Source organism: Streptomyces sp. NPDC017993, from assembly GCF_044328065.1.
Lineage (GTDB): Bacteria > Actinomycetota > Actinomycetes > Streptomycetales > Streptomycetaceae > Streptomyces.
Genome location: NZ_JBIRGO010000028.1, coordinates 64,332 through 84,494 on the forward strand (window position 1 = coordinate 64,332; position 20,163 = coordinate 84,494).

Here is a 20,163-nt window from a genome sequence, read left to right on the forward strand (position 1 = left end):
CAGAACCCGGATCGCCCCGGGGCCGAAGGGGATAAGAAGTCGCCCGGTAACGGCCCCCGGCATGCGTTGGTCGCGGCCCCCAAATCCCCTGAAGGGAAAGGGAATCACCGTATCCGGCTGATGCCCCGGTCGGTGCGCGCGAAGATCGTCGCCCTGCTCATGGTGCCCGTCGTGTCGCTGATCGCCCTGTGGGCCTTCGCCACGGTCACCACCGCGCAGAACGTCTCCGAGCTCGACCGCCTCCAGCAGATCGACGCCACCCTCGTCGCACCCGTCGGCGACTTCGTCGCCGCGGTGCAGGAGGAGCGCAGCGCCGCCGCCCGCGCCCAGGCCGCGCCGGACACCGGTCGCCGCCAGGCACTGCGTGACCGGCAGCGCGCCACCGACGCCGCCGCGACCGCCCTGCGGGACGGCGTCAACGCCGGCAGCGCCGACGCGGAAGCCATCGACCCCGCACTGCCCGGCCGCATCGACACGCTCATGGACGACGCCGACGGTCTGACCGCCCTGCGCGAGCGGGACGCCCCGGGCGAGGAGGCCACGGACCGTACGATCCGCGGCTACACCGAGGTCGTCGACCACGGCCTCGCCACGGTCGGGGCGCTGAGCGGCCTGGAGAAGACCGCGGTCGTCTCGGAGGTCCGCGTCGTTCTCGAACTCTCCCGGGCGCGGGAGGAGATCTCCCGGGAGGACGCGATCCTCGGCGCCGCCCAGGCATCCGGGAAGATGTCCCCCACCCGGCTCGACGCCTTCGCCGGCGCCGTGCACACCCAGCGCACCCTGTTCGCCGCCGCCGTCGACGACCTGCGGCCCCAGGACGCCGCGGCCTACCGCCACGTCCTGAGCGGAGCGGGGTACCGCGAACTGCACGCGGCGGAGAACGCCGTACGGGACGCCGGCGCCGGCACCCCCGGGGCCCTGGCCGTGCCGGCCGCCCACTGGACCCAGGCCAACGGCGCGGTCCTGCGCGAGCTGCGCGCGGCCCAGAAGGACGCGACCACCGGGGCGGCCCGTGACGCCGACCCGTTCTCCCTGGAGACCCTCGGCGGATCGGGTATCGCCGTCGTCATGGGTCTGGCCGGTGTGCTGCTCTCGCTGCTCATCTCGGTCAAGATCGGCCGCCGGCTCGTCGTCGAACTGGAGGACCTGCGCAACTCCGCACTGCGGGTCGCCGGCCGCGACCTGCCCGAGTCCATGCGCCGGCTGCACGCGGGCAAGGCGGTGGACATCGATGCCGTGGCGCCGCTCGGCGAGCGCGGCACCGGTCGGGACGAGGTCGGCCAGGTCGGCGAGGCCCTGGTCGCGGTGCATCGCGCCGCGCTGGAGGCCGCCGCCGACCGCGCGGCGGCACTCAGCGGCATCTCCGGTGTCTATGTGAGCCTCGCGCGCCGCAGCCAGCTGCTGCTGCACCGTCAGCTCGCGCTGCTGGACACCATGGAACGCCGTACCGAGGACCCCGCCGAACTGGAAGACCTCTTCCGGCTCGACCACCTCACCACCCGCATGCGCCGGCACGCCGAGAGCCTGATCATCCTCTCCGGCGCCGCCCCCGGACGCGGCTGGCGCCACCCGGTGCCGCTGCTGGACGTGGTGCGCGCGGCCGTCGCCGAGGTCGAGGACTTCCCGCGGGTGGAGGTGCACACCGTCGCCGAGACGCGGCTTCTCGGCGGCGCGGTCGCCGACCTCACCCACCTGCTGGCCGAACTGGTCGAGAACGCGGTGATGTTCTCGCCGCCGCACACCAAGGTCCAGGTCCGTGCCGAGCGCGTCGGCAGCGGCATCGCCGTGGAGATCCAGGACCGCGGGCTCGGCATGGGCAAGGAGGCGCTCGACGAGGCCAACCGCCGTATCCAGGACGCCGACGAGATCGACCTGCTGGACACCGAACAGCTCGGCCTCTTCGTCGTCAACCGCCTCGCGCACCGGCAGCACGTCCAGGTCACCCTGCAGCCTTCGGGCTACGGCGGGGTCACCGCCGTCGTGCTGCTGCCCGACGCTCTGCTCTCCGACGGGACCGACGGCGAGCCCTCGACCACCGAGGGCGAATCGGCGGCGCAGGAGCGGGCATCGCTGCTGCACCGGCGGCACCCGGGCGCCGGGCGGGCATTGGCATCCGTGCCCCGACACCGCCGCGCGCTCCCCGCCGCCCCGGTTGGCGCGGCGCCGGACAGCGGCCCACCGCGCGGTGCCGGGCCGCAGGAGCAGCCGCCCGAGCACCGCACTCCCGACGACCCGGCACCTGGTGACGCCATGCCCGAGCAGCCCCTGCCCGTACGCGCGAACGCCCCTGCACCCGCGCGGGAGGACGCGCGCGGAGCCGACCGGGCGGCCATCCCGCCCGGCGCCGTGGACGGCGCGGATGCCGGGCAGCCGCCCCAGGAGACGGAGGCCGACGGCGGCCTGCCGCGCCGGGTGCGGCAGGCCAACCTCGCGCCGGCTCTGCGGACCGACCCGCAGGAGCGCCCCGAGTGGGTCCCGAGCACCGAGGGCACGCCCGCCCCACGCCGCTCCCCGGAGCAGGCCCGCGCCACCATGGCGTCCCTGCGCGCGGGCTGGACACGCGGCCGCGGAGCCACCACCCCGTCCCCGCAACCCGGGCAGTCACCGCCGGCCGAGCGGGCGCAGCCTGCGGAGCAGACACCGCCACCCGGGCCCGACCACCCACACGCGCAGGAACCGTCCCGGCCGCAGCACCCGCAGGACGCTCGGCGACCCGACGGGGCGAACGAGGATCCCTCACGAGGAGAAGAGACACGATGACCGGCGATCAGCACCTTTCCGGCGAACTCAACTGGCTTCTCGACGACTTGGTGTCCCGCGTACTGGAGATCCGCTACGCCGTGGTGCTCTCCGGCGACGGCTTGGCGATCGGGACGTCCACCGGACCGACCCGCGACGACAGCGAGCGCTTCGCGGCGATCGCGTCCGGCTTCCACAGCCTCGCGAAGGGCGCGAGCCGCCACTTCGGCGCAGGCCAGGTCATCCAGACCATGGTCGAGCTGGAGGGCGGGTTCCTCTTCGTGGTGGCCGCGGGCGACGGCTCCTGCCTGTCGGTTTTCGGCGACGCGGAGGCCGACGTCGGCCTGGTCGCCTACGAGATGGCCCGGCTGGTCAAGCGGGTCGGCGAGCACCTCGGGACCCCGGTGCGCGCCGGAGCGGAGTGACCGGCCGCCCATGACCGATTCCACCCCGCACTGGTACGACGACGAAGCGGGGCCGATGGTCCGGCTCTACGCGATGACCGCCGGGCGGGCCCGGCCGAGCAGCGAGGCTTTCGACCTGATGGCCGTGGTGCAGGCCGAGGATCCGCCCGGCGAGGTCCCCGTGCTGTCGCCCGAGCAGCGGTCGATCCTGGCGCTGTGCGGCGAACGCCCCCGGCCGGTGGCCGACGTCGCCTCGGACTCCGGGCTGCCGCTCGGCGTCGTCCGGGTGCTGCTGAGCGATCTGCTGGCCGAGGGCCTGATCCGCGTCAACCGTCCCGTACCGCCCGCCCAGTTGCCCGACGCGCACATTCTCAGGGAAGTGATCGATGGACTCCGCGCGCTCTGACGCCTTCATGGCCCTCAAGATCCTGGTGGCCGGAGGGTTCGGCGTCGGCAAGACGACGCTCGTCGGCTCCGTCAGCGAGATCCGCCCGCTCAGCACGGAGGAGCGACTGACCGAGGCCGGCCGGCCCGTCGACCGCCTCGACGGGGTCCAGCAGAAGACCACCACGACCGTGGCCATGGACTTCGGCCGGATCACCATCCACGACGACCTGGCGCTCTACCTCTTCGGCACCCCCGGGCAGGACCGGTTCTGGTTCCTGTGGGACGAGCTGGCCCAGGGCGCGCTCGGCGCAGTGGTGCTGGCCGACACCCGGCGCCTCGCCGACAGCTTCGCGGCCATCGACTACTTCGAGCACCGCGGCATCCCGTTCGTCGTCGCCGTGAACTGCTTCGACGGCGCCCGCGCCCACCAGGCCGCAGAGGTCGCCCGGGCCCTGGACCTCGATCCGGGGACCCCGGTGGTGCTGTGCGACGCCCGGGACCGCACGTCCTGCAAGGAGGTGCTGATCGGTCTCGTCGAGCACGCGGCCTCGTCCTACGAGGCGAGACTGCCGGCCGCGTCGGAGGCCGTGTAGCCGACGTGGGCGCGGGGCTCGTCGGCGAGCAGGCGGCGGATGTCGCGGACCGCGGCGCGCCCCGCGCGGTTGGCGCCGATGGTGCTGGCCGACGGCCCGTAGCCGACGAGGTGCACCCGTGCGTCGCGCAGCGCACGGGTGCCCTCCATGGCGATGCCGCCGCCCGGCTCGCGCAGTCTCAGCGGCGCGAGATGGTCGATGGCGGCCCGGAAGCCGGTGGCGTACAGCATCGTGTCCGCGGTGACCGTATGGCCGTCGGCCCAGGTCACGCCGGTCGGTGTGAGCCGCTCGAAGAGCGGCAGCCGCTCCAGGACGCCGCTCTCGCGGCCCCGCAGGACCGCCTCGGTCATCGGCAGTCCGGTCACGCTCACCACACTGCGCGGCGGCAGTCCCTGCCGGACCCGCTGCTCGACCAGCGCGACGGCGGCCCGGCCCTGCTCCTCGCCGAACGGGCCCTCGCGGAAGACGGGCGGCCGGCGGGTCACCCATGTCGTGGCGTCCGCCACCGAAGCGATCTCCAGGAGCTGCTGTACGGCCGAGGTACCCCCGCCGACCACCACGACCCGCGCGCCCCGAAAGTGCTCCGGGCCGGGGTACTGCGCGCTGTGCAGCTGACGCCCGGCGAAGACGTCCTGTCCGGGGAAGCGCGGCCAGAACGGCCGGTCCCAGGTCCCGGTCGCGTTGATCAGCGCCCGGGTGGCGTACCGGCCCTCGGATGTCTCCACGAGCAGCCGGCCTCCCCCAACGGCCCCGACAGGCTCCGTCCAGGGGGGACCTCCACCGCCCGCGCGCACCGCCAGGACGCTCACCGGCCGGTGCACCCGCAGCCCGAAGGTCTGCTCGTAGCGAGAGAAGTATCCGCCGATCACCTCGGAGGAGGGGCGGCCACCGTCGGCGCCGGTCAGCTCCATGCCCGGCAGCGCGTGCATCCCGTGGACCTTGTCGTAGGTCAGCGTGGGCCAGCGGAATTGCCAGGCACCGCCGGGGCGCGGTGAGTGGTCGAGGACGACGAAGTCCCGGTCCGGCGCATAGCCCGCCCGCCGCAGATGGAAGGCCGCGGCCAGGCCCGCCTGGCCGGCACCGATCACCACGACGTCGACGTGCCGCACCCCGCTGTAGTTCATGTTTCTACTAACTCGGGGACGGTCGGATGTCTTCCCGGACGCCCTGCCCCGGCTTGGTGGCGCGGCTGCCGGGGCGACGCGGCAGGGCTTTGGGCCGGGGTACGCCACGCCGAGGCCCCGGCCGAGGGGCGGGCGGGGCCTCGGAGTCGCTGGGTTGTGTCCGCAAGGGACTTTGCGGACACAACCCAGGGGCGCGCCGGCGTCAGCGGCCGCCCGCCACCAGCAGGGGAGCGCCGCCGGGAGCGGACGCCGGACGGCCGTTGGCGGCCGGCACCCCCGTCAGCGGTGACCCGATCTCGTCCAGCAACCCGCGGGCGGCCAGCTCGGGCCGTACGCCCTCGCCGAACCAGTACGCCTCTTCCAGGTGGGGGTAGCCGGACAGCACGAAGTGCTCGACGCCCAGGGCGTGGTACTCCTCGATCCGGTCGGCGACCTCGGCGTGGCTGCCGACCAGGGCCGTACCCGCGCCGCCGCGCACCAGCCCGACCCCGGCCCACAGGTTGGGCGAGATCTCCAGCTTGTCGCGCGAACCGCCGTGCAGCGCGAGCATCCGCTGCTGGCCCACCGACTCGCTCTTGCCCAGGGCCTGTTGGGCGGCGGCCACGGTCTCCGGATCGAGGTCGTCGAGCAGCCGGTTCGCGGTCGCCCACGCCTCCTTCGAGGAGTCCCGCGAGATCGTGTGCAGCCGGATGCCGAAGCGGACCGTGCGGCCCTGCTGCTCGGCCAACCCGCGGATCCAGTCGATCTTCTGCTTGACCTGCTCGGGCGGCTCGCCCCAGGTCAGGTACACATCCACGTTCCGGGCCGCGACCGGGCCGGCCGCCGCCGAGGAACCACCGAAGAAGATCTCCGGCAGCGGGTCCGGCGGCAGCGCCGTCAGCCCGCCCTCGACCTGGTAGTGCTCCCCCTGGAAGTCGAACGGCTTGCCGCCCCAGACCCCCCGCACGATCTGCAGGAACTCGTCGGTACGGGCGTAGCGCCGGTCGTGGTCGAGCGCGTCACCGAAGCGGCGCTGCTCGGTCGAGTCCCCGCCTGTCACCACGTTCAGCAGCAGCCGCCCCCGCGAGATGCGCTGATACGTCGCGGCCATCTGGGCGGCCAGCACCGGCGAGATCACCCCGGGCCGGAACGCGACCAGGAACTTCAGCCGCTCGGTGACCTGGGTGAGCGCCACCGTCGTCAGCCAGGCGTCCTCGCACCAGGTGCCGGTCGGCGTCAGCACCGCCTCGAAACCCAGCTGCTCGGCCGCCTTGGCGATCTGGGCCAGATACTCGATGTCGGGTGCGCGCACCCCGCTCACGGGCGTGATGCGGTCCCGCTTGATGCCGCCGTCGGTGTAGGCGTGGCGGTCGACCAGGGTCCGTCCGTCGCCGCCGGTCGGCAGAAACCAATGCAGGTGTACGGACATGTCACTTGGCCTTTCCATAGGTGCGCGGCGGCGTGCTCGAAGGCGGCAGGCCACCGTTGAAGCGGGGATCGACGAACGATCCGAAGTCGTACTTGCGGGGGATGAGCTTGAGCCCCGCGAACGTGTCGACGATCTGCTGCTCGGAGGCGATGGCGGCCTTGTCGACGGCCACCGCCACCGCCGTGCCCCGGGTGCGCTCGACCGCGTCACGTGCCACCTTCCGCGGCAGCCCGGTCTCCTCCGACCATGCCTTCGCCCAGGCGTCGGGGTGCTTGAAGACCCAGTTCTGCGCGCGGCGCAGCCGGTCGGTGTAGTCCTTGAGGGCGGCGGACTTCTTCTTGTCGTCCAGCGCCGCGGGCGCGGCGACCTGGAAGCTCAGACCGTTGACCACACCCTGCCCGGTGGCCAGCACCCGGGCGTCGGCCTGGTCGAGTGCCTGCGAGGTGTAGGGGTCCCACACCGCCCAGGCGTCCACCTTGCCGCGGGAGAACGCGGCGAGCGCGTCGGCCGGCTGCAGATAGTTGAGGGTGACGTCCTTCGGGGTCAGCCCGATCTTCTTGAGCTGGGCGATGAGCTGGTAGTGCGCGGAGCTGCCCTGCGCCACCGCGATGGACTTGCCCTTCAGCTGGGACGGCCGCTTGAGAGGTGAGCCCTTCTTCACCAGGATTGCCTCGCCGTCGGACCTGCTGTGCGACCCGGCAATCACCTTGATCTTGGAATTCGCGGCGGCGGCGAACACCGGCGGCGTGTTCCCGACCCCACCGACGTCGACGGCTCCGGCGTTGATCGCCTCCAGCAGCGGCGGCCCCGAGGTGAAGGTCGACCACTTGATCTTGTACGGGAGGTCGTCCAGCTCGCCGGCGGCCCGCAGCACGGCCTCCGAACCGCCCTTCTGGTCACCGACGTTGAGCGTCAGTGAGCCCTTCCCGTCGGTGCCGCTGCCGGCCCCTCCCGCGCCGTCCCCCCGCGGCGAACCACCGCAGGCGGCCAGCAGCAGGGCGAGCGGGAGCAGCAGGGCCGGGGCGGTGTGCCGTGGTCTCATGAGATGTCCGTTCCATTCGTGAAGCGCGCCGCGGGGCGGGCGCCGGTTGGTGCGCAGTGACTCGGTATGCAGTGCGGGTGGGTGAGTGGGTGGGGGAGCGGTGGTCAGGCGGCCCTGGGGGGCCGGTGGGTGGCGGCGGCTGCCGGGGTGTCGTCGGCAGCACCGACCGTCGCGGTCCCGGTGGCAGGCGTGGCGTCCGTGGCGGGCGCGGTGCCCACCGCGTGCTCCGCGACCGGGTCCGCCGCGTCGTCGTCCGGTCCCTCGACGCCCAGCCGGTCGAGCAGCTCGGCACGCAGCGCGGCGAAGTGGGGATCGGAGATATCGCGTGGCCGCGGCAGATCCACCTCGGTCTCGTACGCGATCCGGCCGCCCTCCATCACCAGCGCGCGGTCGGCGAGCAGCAGCGCCTCCTCGACGTCGTGGGTGACCAGCAGCACCGCGCAACCGCGCTCCTGCCACAGGTCGGCCACCAGCCGCTGGGCCTTGATCCGCGTCAGTGCGTCGAGGGCACCGAACGGCTCGTCCAGCAGCAGCAGATCGGGCTCACGCACCAGCGCGCGGGCCAGCGAGGCGCGCTGCGCCTCACCACCGGAGAGCGTCTTGGGCCAGGCGTCGGCACGGTGGCCCAGGCCCACCTCGTCCAACGCCCGTACTGCGTCGGCGCGTTCGGGGCGCCCGGGCAGGCCCAGCAGGACATTGCGCCAGACCCGCTTCCAGGGCATCAGCCGCGGTGCCTGGAACGCCACGGCCTTGCGGCGCGGCACCAGCACCTCGCCCTCGATCTCCCGGTCGAGTCCGGCCAGGACACGCAGCAGGGTCGACTTACCGCAGCCGCTGCGGCCCAGGAGAGCCACGAACTCGCCGGGCCTCACGTCGAGTTGAAGGTCATCGATGACAGCCCGGCCGTCGAATGCGCGAACCAGCCCGTCGACCTGTACGGCGACGCCGGGAACGGCTCCTGTGCTGTCCGCCGCCCGGTCGGGGGCGGGAGCGTCGGTCACGTCCGGGGCCGTGTCGGTCACTGCCCCGTGAAGGTCGGTCGCCATTGCAGCAGCAGCCTTTCGAGAGTGCGGACGAGGAAATCGGCGATGAGTCCGAGGAGCGCGTAGACCACCAGGCAGACCACGATCACGTCGGTACGGAAGAACTCCCGGGCCTGGTTCATCAGGAAGCCGAGACCGTCATCGGCGTTCACCTGCTCACCGAAGACCAGCGCGAGCCAGGCGGTCGCCAGCGAATAGCGCAGTCCGGTCATCGCGCCGGGCAGCGCGCCGGGCAGTACGACGTGCCGGATCTGGCCCCAGCGACTCAGCCCGAGCGACGTTCCGGCCTCGACCAGCTGGGCGTCCACACCGCGGATTCCGGCATAGACATTGAGATACAGATGGAAGGCGACGCCGAGCGAGATCAGCGCGATCTTGGGTGCCTCGCCGATCCCCAGCCAGATGATGAACAGCGGGATCACGCCCACCCAGGGGACGGAACGCAGCATCTGCACCGTCGCGTCGACCAGATCCTCGCCGAGCCGGGAGAGTCCCGAAACGAGCGCCAGGGTGACGCCGATCAGTCCGCCCAACACCAGTCCGACGGCGACGCGTTGGAGCGAGACGCCCATCGCGGACGGCAGCGTCCCGTCCGACACGAGGTCGCCGGCGGTGGCGGCGATGGTCCCGGGCGAGGCCAGGATCTCGGCCGGCAGCGCGCCGGTCGCGCTCAGCACCTGCCACAGCACCAGCAGCGTCAAGGGGCCCGCCGTCCGGCGCACCCACCGGGGCACCGAACGGTTGCGGCTCGACACGGGCACGACACGGTCGAGCGGGGGCGCGGTCAAGCCCTCGGAGGTGTCGGCGCCCTTCGAGAAGCCGAGAGAGGGCGACGGATCAGGCGATGGATCAGAGGGTGATGATTCAGATATATCGGGCGGAGAATGGCCGTGCTGAACGGCCTGGTCGAGGGTCATCAAGACTCCACAGCAGGAGAGGGGCACGCCGCAGGCACGCACGGGCCGCGCGCGACGGCAGGGGGAGGAGACCGGTGAACCGGCGAAGGAGACCGATTGGGTCGACCGGGTTGCGCAACCCGAGAGGGCTGCGGAAGCCGAAAGATTAAGTGAGCTGAGGGATCGTCAGCAGCCGCGGCGACATGCGGCGGAAGCCACTCGCAGCAGGTCGATGTGACCGCGCGTCGTGAGCAGGGCTGACGTAGACATGCCGTTGAACGTAGCGGTGCCCCCGTGGGGGGTCAAACTTCGTCTCGGCTGCTGGACCTTTGTTGCGGCAGTGTTGCGACCGCGCCCCCCCCGGTTGCGGGACCACCCGGGACCGCCGTACGAAGATGAGGTCATGAGCACCTTCACCACCCGCACTCTGGACGTCACCACCGGCTCGGCCGAAACCGTTCTCGACCTCACCTCCGACTGCGCCGGATTCCTCCGGGACGTCGCCGACGGCCGCGACGGCCTGCTGAACCTCTTCGTCCCGCACGCCACCGCAGGCATCGCCATCCTCGAAACCGGCGCCGGCAGCGACGAGGACCTGCTGGCCGCCCTGCACGACCTCCTCCCCGCCGACAACCGCTGGCGCCACCGCCACGGCACCCCCGGCCACGGCCGCGACCACGTACTCCCCGCCCTCGTCCCGCCCCACGCCACCCTCCCGGTAGTCGACGGCCGCATGGCACTGGGGACCTGGCAATCGGTGTGCCTGGTCGACACGAACCGGGACAACCCCGATCGCACGGTGCGGCTGAGTTTCCTCGGATAGCGAGCGCTGACCGTGAGGGTCGTGGGCGAAGTCAAGGCATTTCTGGTGATGACGGCGGTCTCAACCGGTCAACGCATCACCCCCGAGCCGCGCCGGCGCGACCGCGTTCGCTGAGGGAACGGCTCGCAGGCGTGGTTGACCAAGGTCGGAGAGGAGTTCGTGTTGGCGTCTCCGGGGCGATCGGCGACCCGCGGCAGGGCTGAGCCGTGCCACGAGTCAGACAGGGTCGAGATGAGCGAACACGAACTTCGTGAGATCGCGGGCTACGCGGCTGAATGATCGCGCAGGGCGCTGTCGATCTGCGAACAGAGCCTTCCGGCTGACACGCTCCCTCGCGACGCGATGGATGCGGCACATCCGAGAGCCGGCATTCGGAGTAGAACAGCCTGTCAATGCGGGTCACCGTCTCCTCGGTGAGCCGATCGAGGATCGCGAACGGGTGGCCAAGGCCGCGCCGTCCACTCTTCACGCTGGTCCCCGGCCTCGTGGGCCGGCAGTGGCGGGGCCGAGCGGAGTAGTCGGTGCGGACGGGCGGGGCCGTAAGCCATCCGGCGATGGGGCAAGGATGAGCAACCAGTGGAGTGGTGCCTTCGGACGGCGGCGACCACAACGCTTGTCCGCTGTTTCTCACTGCTTGCGGGTGAACCACGAAGCCACGCCCTCGTGCCGACCGAAACTGGACGATTGTGCCCGCTATTGTCAGCTCTCGTGCCTTTGAGTTGTGCGTTTGTGAACCTCAAGCCCGGCGTCGGAAAGACGACGAGTGCTGTGTGGCTGGCCCACGCGCTGCATGAGTCGGGGCTGTCGCCGCTGCTGGTCGACGGTGACCCAGCCTCTTCCGCGCTGCGCTGGAGCGAGCTGGCCGGTGGCTTTCCGTTTCCGGTGATCGCCCTGCCGGTGGGGGACGTCCACCGGCGCGTGAACGACTTCCTCGGCAACCGGCAGGCCGTCGTGCTCGATGCGCCCCAGCTGGAGGACCATCCCCGCATTACCCGCAGCATCATGAGGTACGCCGGCGAGTGGATCGTGCCCGTGACCCCCGCCCCCATCGAACTGGACCGGATGGCACCCATCCTCGGGGAGATGGCGGACGTGCAGTCCCTGCGTGCCGAGCCGGCCCGCACGGCGGTCCTGCTCAATCGCACCAACCGTCCGGATGCCACGCGCACCGGGCCGGATGCCGACGCTCGTGAGGCCCTCACCGAGCGGGGTTTCGAGGTGCTGGACACCCAGATCGCGCGGCTCGACCTGTACTCCCAGTCATTCGGGAACGCAGTCCAGGCCAAGGGTTCGGCGTACATGGACTTCGCGGAGGAACTGATCAAGCGTCAGGATGAGGTATGAGTCAGCGCAAGGACAGCTACCGTGCGGCACTGCAGCGCGGACAGGACGATTCCGCACCCCGGTCCACCAAAGTCACCACGCTGCAGAGCAGGTACCTCCGGGTGACCGTCGAGGTGGATCCCGACCTGCGAGACGATCTGGCGCGATGGGTGGCATGGCCGGTCTCCTCGGTAATGGTCGCCGGCACGACCGTACTGCGTACCCTGGCCACCACAGTCGGCATGGTGTCTCGGCCCGGACGCTAGGCTGGTTGGCCCCGCCCCTCGGTTCATCCCCTGGCGACGAGCCCGGCTGCCTCGGGGGCAGTCGGGCGGGCTCAGCTTCTTTCCGGGGCCCTGGTCCGCCAGGCGTTCCTGGCTCCGCCACGAGGCCTGTGGAGGGGGCTTGGCCGGTAGTCCGCTACAGGCGTGGGGCGCGCGCCTCGATCCGGTGGTCGAAGGCCGCACCGCCGACGCCAACCGTGGTCACCCCGCCGTCGACGGTGAGGACGGCCCCGTTGACGTAGGACGCGGCGGGCGACAGCAGCCAGTCGATCGCCGCGGCGACCTCCTCCGGATCGCCCGGCCGTCCGGCGGGAGTCAGCCGGTTCGCCTCCTCGTATGCCGCCTCGGCACCGCCCGCCAGCCCTGCCTCCGCCGCGAACCGCGCCATTCGCTGGTCGGCCATCTCCGTACGCACCCAGCCCGGGCACACCGCGTTGGCCCGCAGCCCCCGCGGCCCGTAGTCGACGGCGAGGGAGCGGCAGAGGTGGAGCAAAGCCGCCTTGGACGTCGCGTAGGCGGCGTTGCCGACGCTATTGCGGAGCGCGGCGGCCGAGGCGACCGCGACCACCGCGCCGCGGGCCGCCAGCAGGTGCGGCAGCGCGGCGCGCAGCAGCAGGAACGGGCCGGTGAGATTGGTCCGCATCAGCTCTTCCCAGTCCTCGACCGACGTGTCGCCGACCGCGCCGCCCCGCCCGATTCCGGCGTTCAGCACCACACCGTCGAGTCTCCCGTACGCCTTCACCGTCGTCTCGACGAGCTCGCGCACGGCCTCGGGGTCGGCGGCGTCCGAAGGGTGGGCCAGCGCTCCGGTCTCCTCGGCCACCCGGCGCAGTGGCTCGGGCCGCCGCCCGGAAATCACGACCTGGTGCCCGGCGGTGCGCAACAGCCGGGCGGTGGCGGCCCCGATTCCCGTTCCCCCGCCCGTCACCAGGACAACACGCTGTTCTGACATGGTCGTTCGCCTCCGAAGGTGGTCAGCTTCCGTTCCCCGCACCGCGAGCATACGAAGCGCCGGCACCGCCGGCCGAGCGGGTGCCGCTGCCGTCGGCACCGCGGTTGGGCCGGCGGACCGTCCGCCGGTGCCTGAGGCCGGCTCCGCAATGCGTGCGCCGATGCGGCTGGGGGCGGCCGCGTCTGGGTGGAGCCGGTCGGGCAGCAACCGGGCCCGCGACCGGACACCGGTGCCCGGCTGCCCGGGGCGGGGTGGCCGGCGGTGCGGGTGTGGGAGCCCAAGGACGCGGAGGTCGTGGCGGCGCGGATCGAGACGATGGTGGTCGAGCGGCAGGGTGGCAAGGGGAGCAGGGCATCCGGTCCGGCGTGCCGATGAGTGCCCGGGACGGAGGCGAGCTGAGCCTCGGCCCGGGCGTGCGGGGACGCGCGGGTCACATGGCCGGGTCCAGGGTTTCGGCGAAGAATCCCAGCTCCGGCTCCTCGGGGGTGCCGATCAGCAGCGCCCGGTCAAGCAGGAGGTTGTTGCCCTCGCAGCTGGTCTCGGCGAGCATCACGCAGGCGTGACAGGCGGCGTGGTTGGCGCCGCCGACACCCGTTGCGCGGGACTCGATGCACAGAGGGTCCGCCGAGCACCAGGACGCCCGACGCAATGCCGATTCCAACGAAGCGGCTCCGGGCTCGCGGACGGCAACCTCACCTTGGAAGACACACCGTGATCAAACGGGGAATCGGGAAGTCCTGAGTGGGGTGAGCCAGGGGCACTCGATCAGGGCTACCGCTCGGACCCGTGTGTGATGCGCCGCCGGGAGCCACTGCAACACCCCGCCGGCTCACCCCGTGGGCGACACCGCCCAGTAATGTGCGTGCTCGTCCGTCAGGTACGGGTGGTCGGCGAGGCAGTCGATCAGGGTCAGTCGGCGCTCGGCCTGCCTGGATGTCAGATAGGCCTGGAAGTCCGTGATGGCGAGGTAGTGAGCGCTGGTGGTGAGAAGTACCAGGCCGCCGGGGCGGGTGACGCGAAGCAGTGCGTCCAGTGCGTGCGGCTCCACGTGTCCGGTGGTGAACACTCCGCAGCTGACGGTGAGGTCATAGCTGTCGGGCGCGAACTCGGGCAGGCCCAGGTTGAGATCCGTGCCGCTGGTGAGGTGGCGGTAGGAACCGGTCTCGGCGGCCTGGGTGACCATCCCGTGGTTGAGGTCCAGGCCGTCGAGCGTGCCGATGCCGAGTTTCTTGAAAACGGGGCCGATCAGGCCCGTACCGCACCCTGCGTCGAGCGCGGTCGTGTCGGCGGGGTCGGGCAGCAGCCGGGGCGCGAGCGAGAGGTAGAAGTTGGCCATCCTGAGCGGGCCCTCGTAACCCATGTTGCTCGCGTCGGTCTCGTACGTGGTGGCCCAGTCGCCGTAGAAGGCGCTGAGCAGGTCGGGCCGGCCGTCGAGGCTGTGGGAGCGGTCGACGATCTCCTGGCTGTCCATGTGCTTCTCCTCCGCGCAAAGGCGCCTGGCCCGGTACCGGTACCGGGCCAGGCGCAGGGTGCATCAGGTGGGACGGGTGGCTTGCGTACCCGGCGGGCTCAGACGAGGCCGATGGTGAGGGTGGTGCCGGCGGCCACGCCGTACTTCTTCAGGAAGCTGCCCTGGTTGAGGCCCAGCGCGACCTTGCCGCGGCTGTTGTTGTAGACCAGCGGCTCGCCGACCGGTACCTCCCCGAAGGTGGAGTAGTACGGGATCTCCACGGACACGCCCTCGGCTGTCACCCGCAGGGTCTTGCCCTCCAGTTCGCCGCCGCCGGACAGCGCGTCCAGAGAGATGTTCGTCCAGACGTTGCCGAACGCCTTGTCGATCCGGACGACCTCGCCGCGCACCGAACCGTCCTTCTGCTGGACGGCAGGGGTCGACGGCAGGGTCACCAGGTCAGCCACGTCGATCTTCGGGCCGACGGCGGACGGAGCGACACCGGCCGCCAGGTGCGCACCACAGGCCACCACAACGTCCTTGCCGTACCAGGTGGGCGTCACCGGCTGGTTCATCACGTCCGGCGAGGTCACCTCCCAGGCCTCGACGGCCGGAATCGCCTGCAGGGCCCAGGTCAGCAGCCCGTTGTTGGGGGCGACCAGCAGCTGGCCCTTCTTGTTGCGGACCACGACGGTGCGGGTCGAGGTGCCGGTCTCGGGGTAGACGTAGGCGGAGATGACGGTGTTCGCGGGGAACGACGCCGGCACGTCCTGCAGATACAGGCCCCCCTCCCGTACATCGAACGGCGTGACCTGGTGGGTGATGTCGACGATTTCTGCGCCCGGGGCAATGGTCTTGATAAGGCCCTTGCCGAGCGCGTGCGCCTCGTCGTGGTTACCGATGTCCGACAGGTAAGCAATGATGGGCGTGTTCACCAATTCGACCTTCCGTGGTCCGGGAATGTTCCGGGTTCTGTCCGGGACGGATCCGGTTTCGGTCCGGGCTTCCGGCTGGGTTTCCACCATCATGGTCCGTGGTGCCGGCCCGGCACCATTCGGCGATGGTGGTAAATCCCGATGCCACCTTAGGAACATTGCCCTTTGCGACCCCCGCTCGATGACGGGGGCTGCCGATCAGCCGGTGTACGCGCGGACGAGAGCCCCCAGTGCTGCGCTGACCTGCGGACAGGGGTGGCTCCGTTGGGAATTCGGCGAAGCCGAACGGAGTGAATTCCGACTGTTCCGGGGGCGGCGTACGCTCACTCCTCCCCGAAAGGGGAACTGGACTTCTCCCGTGAATTGCCGCACGCTGCAGAGGAGTTCTCGGAGGAAGCTCAGACGAGAGAGGACCGGATTGCATGAGTGTTCATGAAACGGGCCGGAGTATCGGTCGGGTTGCCGTCGTCACTGGCGGCACCAAGGGAATAGGGCTGGCTTTCAGTCGGAAACTCGTGAAACTCGGCTACCAGGTCGTCGCCCTGTACCGGCACGACCCCGAGGCCGCGCGGGCGGCCACCGCGGAGCTCGGCGACGCCTGTACGGCGCTCCAGGCGGATGTCTCCGACAGCGCCGAGGTCAACCGCCTCGCGGACCGCGTGCTCACCGGCCACGGCACGCCGCATGTGCTGGTCAACAACGCGGGACGGAACATCGACCGACCGTTCGCCGAGATGTCGGACGAGGAGTGGCACACCGTCCTCGACACCAACCTCTCGGGCCCCTTCTACATGGCTCGCGCCTTCGCCCCCGCGATGCGTGAGGCCGGCCGTGGATCCATCGTCAACATCGCCGCGACGACCGGCATCAGGCCCCGCTTCAACGGTGTCAACTACGCCGCGAGCAAGGCGGGTCTGCTGCATCTGACGAAGTGCCTGGCGCTGGAGCTCGCGCCCAAGGTCCGGGTGAATGCCCTGATCCCCGGCATGATCGACACCGAGGACATGCAGATGCGCGTGCGGTCGGCGGCGCCCGAGCACCGCGCGAGCATGCTGACGAGCATCCCGCAGGACCGCATCGGCACGGTCGAGGAGATGGCGTCGGCGCTGGAGTTCCTCGTCGGTGACGGGGCCGAGTACATCACGGGTCAGAAGCTCATCGTCGATGGCGGCCAGTTCATGTGGTGACTTCCATGTCAGGGGTGGGTGAGGGGCGGCCGCCGGCCGCCCCTCACGCCATGTCCCGGCCGAATGCGCTCAGTTCCGGGTCACCACGTGCGTGGTGAAGGTGACCTGTCCGTTCTGCGTGCCGGTGATGTCGGTGCGGGCGAGGTCGGGCTGCGGCCACTCCAGCGGCGTTGCCTCGATCCAGCAGGGCGCGTCCAGCTCGGTGTAGCGCGAGAAGTGCGTGCGGAGCGTCACCGGCGTGGTGGGCTCGGGTCCCGCGAGACACTGCACGGCCTGCCCGGCGGCCTCCAGCAGCACCATGCCGGGCAGGTGGTCGTGGGCGTGGTCGAAGAGCACGGAGTGCGCCGTGTCGACCCGCAGCTTCCAGCGCCGTGGATTGCCCGTCGGGCAGAGCACGACATCCTTCTCGAGCGTGCGGCCCACGTGTCCGGGCGGTACCGGCGTGCCGGGTGACGGCGCCAGCGAGGTGGCCTCCCGGGCATCGGCGTGCCGGCCCCGCAGTCGGTCGTAGATGGCGGGCGGGTGGCAGGTGTAGCGCAGATGCATGGCGCCCAACAGCTGCCCCTCACGGACCGCGGTGATCTGCGCCTCCAGGCGTACGGAGCCGCCCTTGCGGTGAGGGGCGGGCACGGCGTGCGTGATGGTCAGCTCGACGTCCGCCCCGCCGTCACCGGGGCGGATGTCGAGCATGGCGGGCGTGAGGGTGCTGGAGCAGTAGTCCCAGCCCAGCCGGTACTCCAGCGGTACCTCGTAGGCGGTGTGGGAGAGCAGGGCGAGCGCCTGGCGCACGGTCTCGATCAACAGCAGGGGGCTGTAGCGGCCGGTGCGGGGGGTGTAGAAGCTGTGCCGCTGCGGCCAGTGGGCGGTGACGTGGTGGGTGGTACCGGAGACGAGCTGCCAGTCGGTGATCAGGACCTGATCTGCGAAGTGTTTGCGGACCAGGTGGCCGGGGACCGGCGCCGCCGCGGGGGCACCGGAGACAGGGACGGCGAGGGGGGTAGGCATACGACTTCTCCTCATGGACGGTGGAACGTCGTGTGCAGTAACTGATGTGTTTGGAGAGGGAGTTGGGTCAACCGGTGTGCTGTAACATAGAGAACGTTATTTATTCTGTCGAGAGCTGACCGGAAAGATGCATGTCAAGACAGCCACAGGACCGTGCCCTCCGGACCCGAGCCACCCTCGTGTGGGCGGCGGCCGAGGTCTTCGCCGAGCAGGGCTATGCGGGCGCCAGCGTCACCAAGATCACTGAACGCGCGGGCCTGACGCTGGGCGCCATGTACTTCCACTTCAAGAGCAAGGCGGCGTTGGCCCGCGAGATCGTGCTGAATCAGCCGGGCCGGGTGCTGCCGCAACATCACTCGGTCGGCCTGCAGCGCGCCGTCGACGTCACCCTGACCTGGGCCCACCAGCTCCTGGAAGATCGCGTACTGCTCGCCGGCGCACGGCTGGTGATGGAGCAGGAGGAGTTCTTGAACGAGGAACAGAACTCCCATCAGCAGTGGGCGCGGATACTGGAGGAGGAGCTGGCGGAGGCCCGGGAGCGCGGCGAACTCCTGGGCGGCTGCGATCAGGCGGCGCTCGCCCGCCTGATCGTCAACGCCTGTACGGGAGCGCAGATGCATGCGCAGATAGCGACCGGGCGCCGTGACCTGCCCGACCGGGTGGCTGAGATGTGGAGCTGCCTGCTGCCCGGCATGGCCACGCCGGAGGCGGTGACCGCGATCGACCTCGACACTGCGCGTGGGCAAGCTAGTTGACGTTACGTCAGGTATGGACGGGGGGTTGTGTGGCCCTGGATGGTGTGACACAAGTGCATGACAGTGACACACCGAGATTCCTCTGATCCGATGCAGTGGCTGTCCACATACGGGGGCATGGGATGACGCCGGCGATTCCGGTACAGGCGGCAGGGACCACGACGAGCGCGGGGAGCGTACGGCAGGGTCAGCCCGCCGTCCCGAGGCGGCGAGCGGTGCAGAAGGGCAGCGGCAGGGACCGTGACCCCGGAACGCTGGACGGCAAGACCGTCATGATCACCGGCGCGTCCAGCGGCATCGGCGCGGCGGCCGCGCGCTGCTTTGCCGAGGAAGGCGCCGCCGTGGTCCTCATGGCCCGCCGCGAGGACCGGCTGCGGCTCCTCGCCGGCGAGATCGAGGAGGCCGGCGGCCACGCCGCAGTGGTCACCGGCGATGTCACCAGCCAGGAAGACGTCGAGCGCGCGGTCGACGTGGCGGTTGCCGACTTCGGCGCTCTCGACGCCGCCTTCAACAACGCCGGGCAGGGCACGCTCGGCTCCCCCCTGCACGAGACGGACCAGGCGGTCTTCGACCGGATCATGGACGTCAACGTCCGCGGCGTGTGGAACTGCCTGCGCGCCCAGATCCGCACGATGCTCACCCAGGACACCGGCGGCTCGATCGTCAACACCTCCAGCACGGCAGGGCTGTTCGCGACCGGTGCCATCGCCCCGTACGTGGCCGCCAAGCACGCCGTCCTGGGGCTGACGAAGACCGCGGCCGCCGAGTACGGCGGCCACGGCATTCGCGTCAACGCCCTCGTCGTGGGCGCCACCCGTACCGATATGCTCACCGCCGCCCTGGAAGAGGCGGACGGTCTGCAGGAGTCGGACCTCGTCGCCCGTGCCATCCAGCGCCGGCTGGCCGACCCCGTCGAGGTCGCCCGCGCCGCCGCTTGGCTCTGCAGCGACCAGTCATCCTTCGTCACCGGGGGAGTGGTGCCGGTGGACGGGGGCTGCTCGGCGGTCTGAACACCCCATCGTGCCCGGCGAACCGGGTGTCATGGGTGGCCTCAGTAGCGGTAGTGGTCGGACTTGTACGGGCCCTCGACCTGGACGCCGATGTAGGCGGCCTGCTCCGGGCGCAGCTCGGTGAGCTTGACGCCGAGGGCGTCGAGGTGGAGGCGGGCGACCTTCTCGTCGAGGTGCTTGGGGAGCACGTAGACGTCGGTCGGGTACTCCTTGGGCTTGGTGAACAGCTCGATCTGGGCCAGCGTCTGGTCCGCGAAGGAGTTGGACATCACGAAGGAGGGGTGACCGGTGGCGTTGCCCAGGTTGAGCAGACGGCCCTCGGACAGCACGATCAGGACCTTGCCGTCGGGGTGGGTCCAGGTGTGGACCTGGGGCTTGACCTCGTCCTTGACGATGCCGTCGATCTTGGCGAAGCCCGCCATGTCGATCTCGTTGTCGAAGTGACCGATGTTGCCGACGATGGCCTGGTGCTTCATCCGCGCCATGTGGTCGGCGAGGATGATGTCCTTGTTGCCGGTGGTGGTGACGAAGATGTCGGCGGTCTCGACGACATCCTCCAGGGTGGTCACCTGGTAGCCGTCCATCGCCGCCTGCAGCGCGCAGATCGGGTCGATCTCGGTGATGATCACCCGGGCGCCCTGGCCACGCAGCGACTCCGCGCACCCCTTGCCGACATCGCCGTAGCCACAGACCACGGCCGTCTTACCGCCGATGAGGACATCGGTGGCACGGTTGATGCCGTCGATCAGGGAGTGACGGCAGCCGTACTTGTTGTCGAACTTCGACTTCGTCACGGCATCGTT

Annotated in this window: 20 protein-coding genes and 1 pseudogene; 10 read left to right on the forward strand and 11 right to left on the reverse strand. The window is 70.8% G+C overall.

What is annotated here, in order from left to right:
• Window positions 1-120 precede the first annotated feature (120 nt).
• The 4 genes from ACH4FH_RS34885 to ACH4FH_RS34900 are packed head-to-tail and all read left to right on the forward strand — an operon-like array spanning window position 121 to window position 4,123.
• Window positions 121-2,760 carry a nitrate- and nitrite sensing domain-containing protein gene (locus ACH4FH_RS34885; protein ID WP_398559972.1) on the forward strand — a complete coding sequence of 880 codons (2,640 nt, stop codon included), beginning with the start codon at window positions 121-123 and terminating at the stop codon, window positions 2,758-2,760.
• Window positions 2,757-3,164, forward strand: a complete 408-nt coding sequence (locus ACH4FH_RS34890; protein WP_398559973.1) for a roadblock/LC7 domain-containing protein — start codon at window positions 2,757-2,759, stop codon at window positions 3,162-3,164. Before ACH4FH_RS34885 ends, ACH4FH_RS34890 begins: the two co-directional genes overlap by 4 nt.
• A gap of 10 nt (window positions 3,165-3,174) precedes the next feature.
• On the forward strand, window positions 3,175-3,549 hold the full coding sequence (locus tag ACH4FH_RS34895) for a DUF742 domain-containing protein (RefSeq protein WP_398559974.1): 375 nt from the start codon (window positions 3,175-3,177) through the stop codon (window positions 3,547-3,549).
• Window positions 3,530-4,123 carry a GTP-binding protein gene (locus ACH4FH_RS34900; protein ID WP_398559975.1) on the forward strand — a complete coding sequence of 198 codons (594 nt, stop codon included), beginning with the start codon at window positions 3,530-3,532 and terminating at the stop codon, window positions 4,121-4,123. The genes ACH4FH_RS34895 and ACH4FH_RS34900 overlap by 20 nt, the downstream gene beginning before the upstream one ends.
• Here the strand turns inward: ACH4FH_RS34900 and ACH4FH_RS34905 are convergent.
• From ACH4FH_RS34905 to ACH4FH_RS34925, 5 genes are all read right to left on the reverse strand, one after another.
• A complete protein-coding gene (locus tag ACH4FH_RS34905) occupies window positions 4,084-5,247 on the reverse strand; it encodes an NAD(P)-binding domain-containing protein (RefSeq protein ID WP_398559976.1) in 1,164 nt (387 codons plus the stop codon). The two genes, ACH4FH_RS34900 and ACH4FH_RS34905, sit on opposite strands and share 40 nt — an antisense overlap.
• Before the next feature lie 202 nt (window positions 5,248-5,449).
• Complete coding sequence (locus tag ACH4FH_RS34910; RefSeq protein WP_398559977.1) at window positions 5,450-6,655, reverse strand: LLM class flavin-dependent oxidoreductase; 1,206 nt, start codon at window positions 6,653-6,655, stop codon at window positions 5,450-5,452.
• A gap of 1 nt (window position 6,656) precedes the next feature.
• Window positions 6,657-7,697, reverse strand: coding sequence for an ABC transporter substrate-binding protein (locus tag ACH4FH_RS34915; RefSeq protein ID WP_398559978.1), 1,041 nt, complete (start codon window positions 7,695-7,697; stop codon window positions 6,657-6,659).
• A gap of 104 nt (window positions 7,698-7,801) precedes the next feature.
• Window positions 7,802-8,743, reverse strand: a complete 942-nt coding sequence (locus tag ACH4FH_RS34920; RefSeq protein WP_398559979.1) for an ABC transporter ATP-binding protein — start codon at window positions 8,741-8,743, stop codon at window positions 7,802-7,804.
• Window positions 8,716-9,657, reverse strand: a complete 942-nt coding sequence (locus ACH4FH_RS34925; protein ID WP_398559980.1) for an ABC transporter permease — start codon at window positions 9,655-9,657, stop codon at window positions 8,716-8,718. Before ACH4FH_RS34925 ends, ACH4FH_RS34920 begins: the two co-directional genes overlap by 28 nt.
• 382 nt (window positions 9,658-10,039) lie before the next feature.
• On the opposite strand from ACH4FH_RS34925, the gene ACH4FH_RS34930 reads away from it, so the two are divergent.
• The 3 genes from ACH4FH_RS34930 (at window position 10,040) to ACH4FH_RS34940 (ending at window position 12,048) form a co-directional block, all read left to right on the forward strand.
• The gene (locus ACH4FH_RS34930) at window positions 10,040-10,459 is read left to right on the forward strand and encodes a secondary thiamine-phosphate synthase enzyme YjbQ (protein WP_398559981.1); all 420 of its coding nucleotides are present in this window, start codon (window positions 10,040-10,042) and stop codon (window positions 10,457-10,459) included.
• 663 nt (window positions 10,460-11,122) lie between these two features.
• Window positions 11,123-11,803: an AAA family ATPase gene (locus tag ACH4FH_RS34935; protein ID WP_398559982.1), complete on the forward strand. Its 681-nt coding sequence runs from the start codon at window positions 11,123-11,125 to the stop codon at window positions 11,801-11,803.
• A complete protein-coding gene (locus tag ACH4FH_RS34940) occupies window positions 11,800-12,048 on the forward strand; it encodes a hypothetical protein (RefSeq protein ID WP_398559983.1) in 249 nt (82 codons plus the stop codon). Before ACH4FH_RS34935 ends, ACH4FH_RS34940 begins: the two co-directional genes overlap by 4 nt.
• Before the next feature lie 154 nt (window positions 12,049-12,202).
• Here ACH4FH_RS34940 and ACH4FH_RS34945 read toward each other — a convergent pair whose 3' ends face one another.
• The 4 genes and pseudogenes from ACH4FH_RS34945 to ACH4FH_RS34960 form a co-directional block, all read right to left on the reverse strand.
• On the reverse strand, window positions 12,203-13,018 hold the full coding sequence (locus ACH4FH_RS34945; protein WP_398559984.1) for an SDR family NAD(P)-dependent oxidoreductase: 816 nt from the start codon (window positions 13,016-13,018) through the stop codon (window positions 12,203-12,205).
• Window positions 13,019-13,448: 430 nt separating this feature from the next.
• A pseudogene (locus ACH4FH_RS34950) lies at window positions 13,449-13,715 on the reverse strand (hypothetical protein); the annotation flags it as partial.
• 132 nt (window positions 13,716-13,847) lie between these two features.
• On the reverse strand, window positions 13,848-14,489 hold the full coding sequence (locus tag ACH4FH_RS34955) for a class I SAM-dependent DNA methyltransferase (RefSeq protein ID WP_398559985.1): 642 nt from the start codon (window positions 14,487-14,489) through the stop codon (window positions 13,848-13,850).
• 98 nt (window positions 14,490-14,587) lie between these two features.
• Window positions 14,588-15,403 (reverse strand): S-adenosyl-l-methionine hydroxide adenosyltransferase family protein, encoded by an 816-nt coding sequence (locus ACH4FH_RS34960; RefSeq protein WP_398559986.1) that lies wholly within the window; start codon window positions 15,401-15,403, stop codon window positions 14,588-14,590.
• A gap of 422 nt (window positions 15,404-15,825) precedes the next feature.
• Between ACH4FH_RS34960 and ACH4FH_RS34965 the strand changes: the two genes are divergently transcribed.
• The gene (locus ACH4FH_RS34965) at window positions 15,826-16,590 is read left to right on the forward strand and encodes an SDR family NAD(P)-dependent oxidoreductase (protein WP_398559987.1); all 765 of its coding nucleotides are present in this window, start codon (window positions 15,826-15,828) and stop codon (window positions 16,588-16,590) included.
• A gap of 69 nt (window positions 16,591-16,659) precedes the next feature.
• Here ACH4FH_RS34965 and ACH4FH_RS34970 read toward each other — a convergent pair whose 3' ends face one another.
• Window positions 16,660-17,595, reverse strand: coding sequence for a ScbA/BarX family gamma-butyrolactone biosynthesis protein (locus tag ACH4FH_RS34970; protein WP_398559988.1), 936 nt, complete (start codon window positions 17,593-17,595; stop codon window positions 16,660-16,662).
• A gap of 131 nt (window positions 17,596-17,726) precedes the next feature.
• On the opposite strand from ACH4FH_RS34970, the gene ACH4FH_RS34975 reads away from it, so the two are divergent.
• Window positions 17,727-18,350: a ScbR family autoregulator-binding transcription factor gene (locus ACH4FH_RS34975; protein WP_398559989.1), complete on the forward strand. Its 624-nt coding sequence runs from the start codon at window positions 17,727-17,729 to the stop codon at window positions 18,348-18,350.
• A 215-nt stretch (window positions 18,351-18,565) separates the two neighbouring features.
• Complete coding sequence (locus tag ACH4FH_RS34980; protein WP_398559990.1) at window positions 18,566-19,360, forward strand: SDR family NAD(P)-dependent oxidoreductase; 795 nt, start codon at window positions 18,566-18,568, stop codon at window positions 19,358-19,360.
• Between the two features lie 41 nt (window positions 19,361-19,401).
• On the opposite strand, the gene ACH4FH_RS34985 is transcribed toward ACH4FH_RS34980, so the two are convergent.
• On the reverse strand, window positions 19,402-20,163 hold a 762-nt coding region (locus ACH4FH_RS34985), incomplete at its 5' end, for an adenosylhomocysteinase (RefSeq protein ID WP_398559991.1).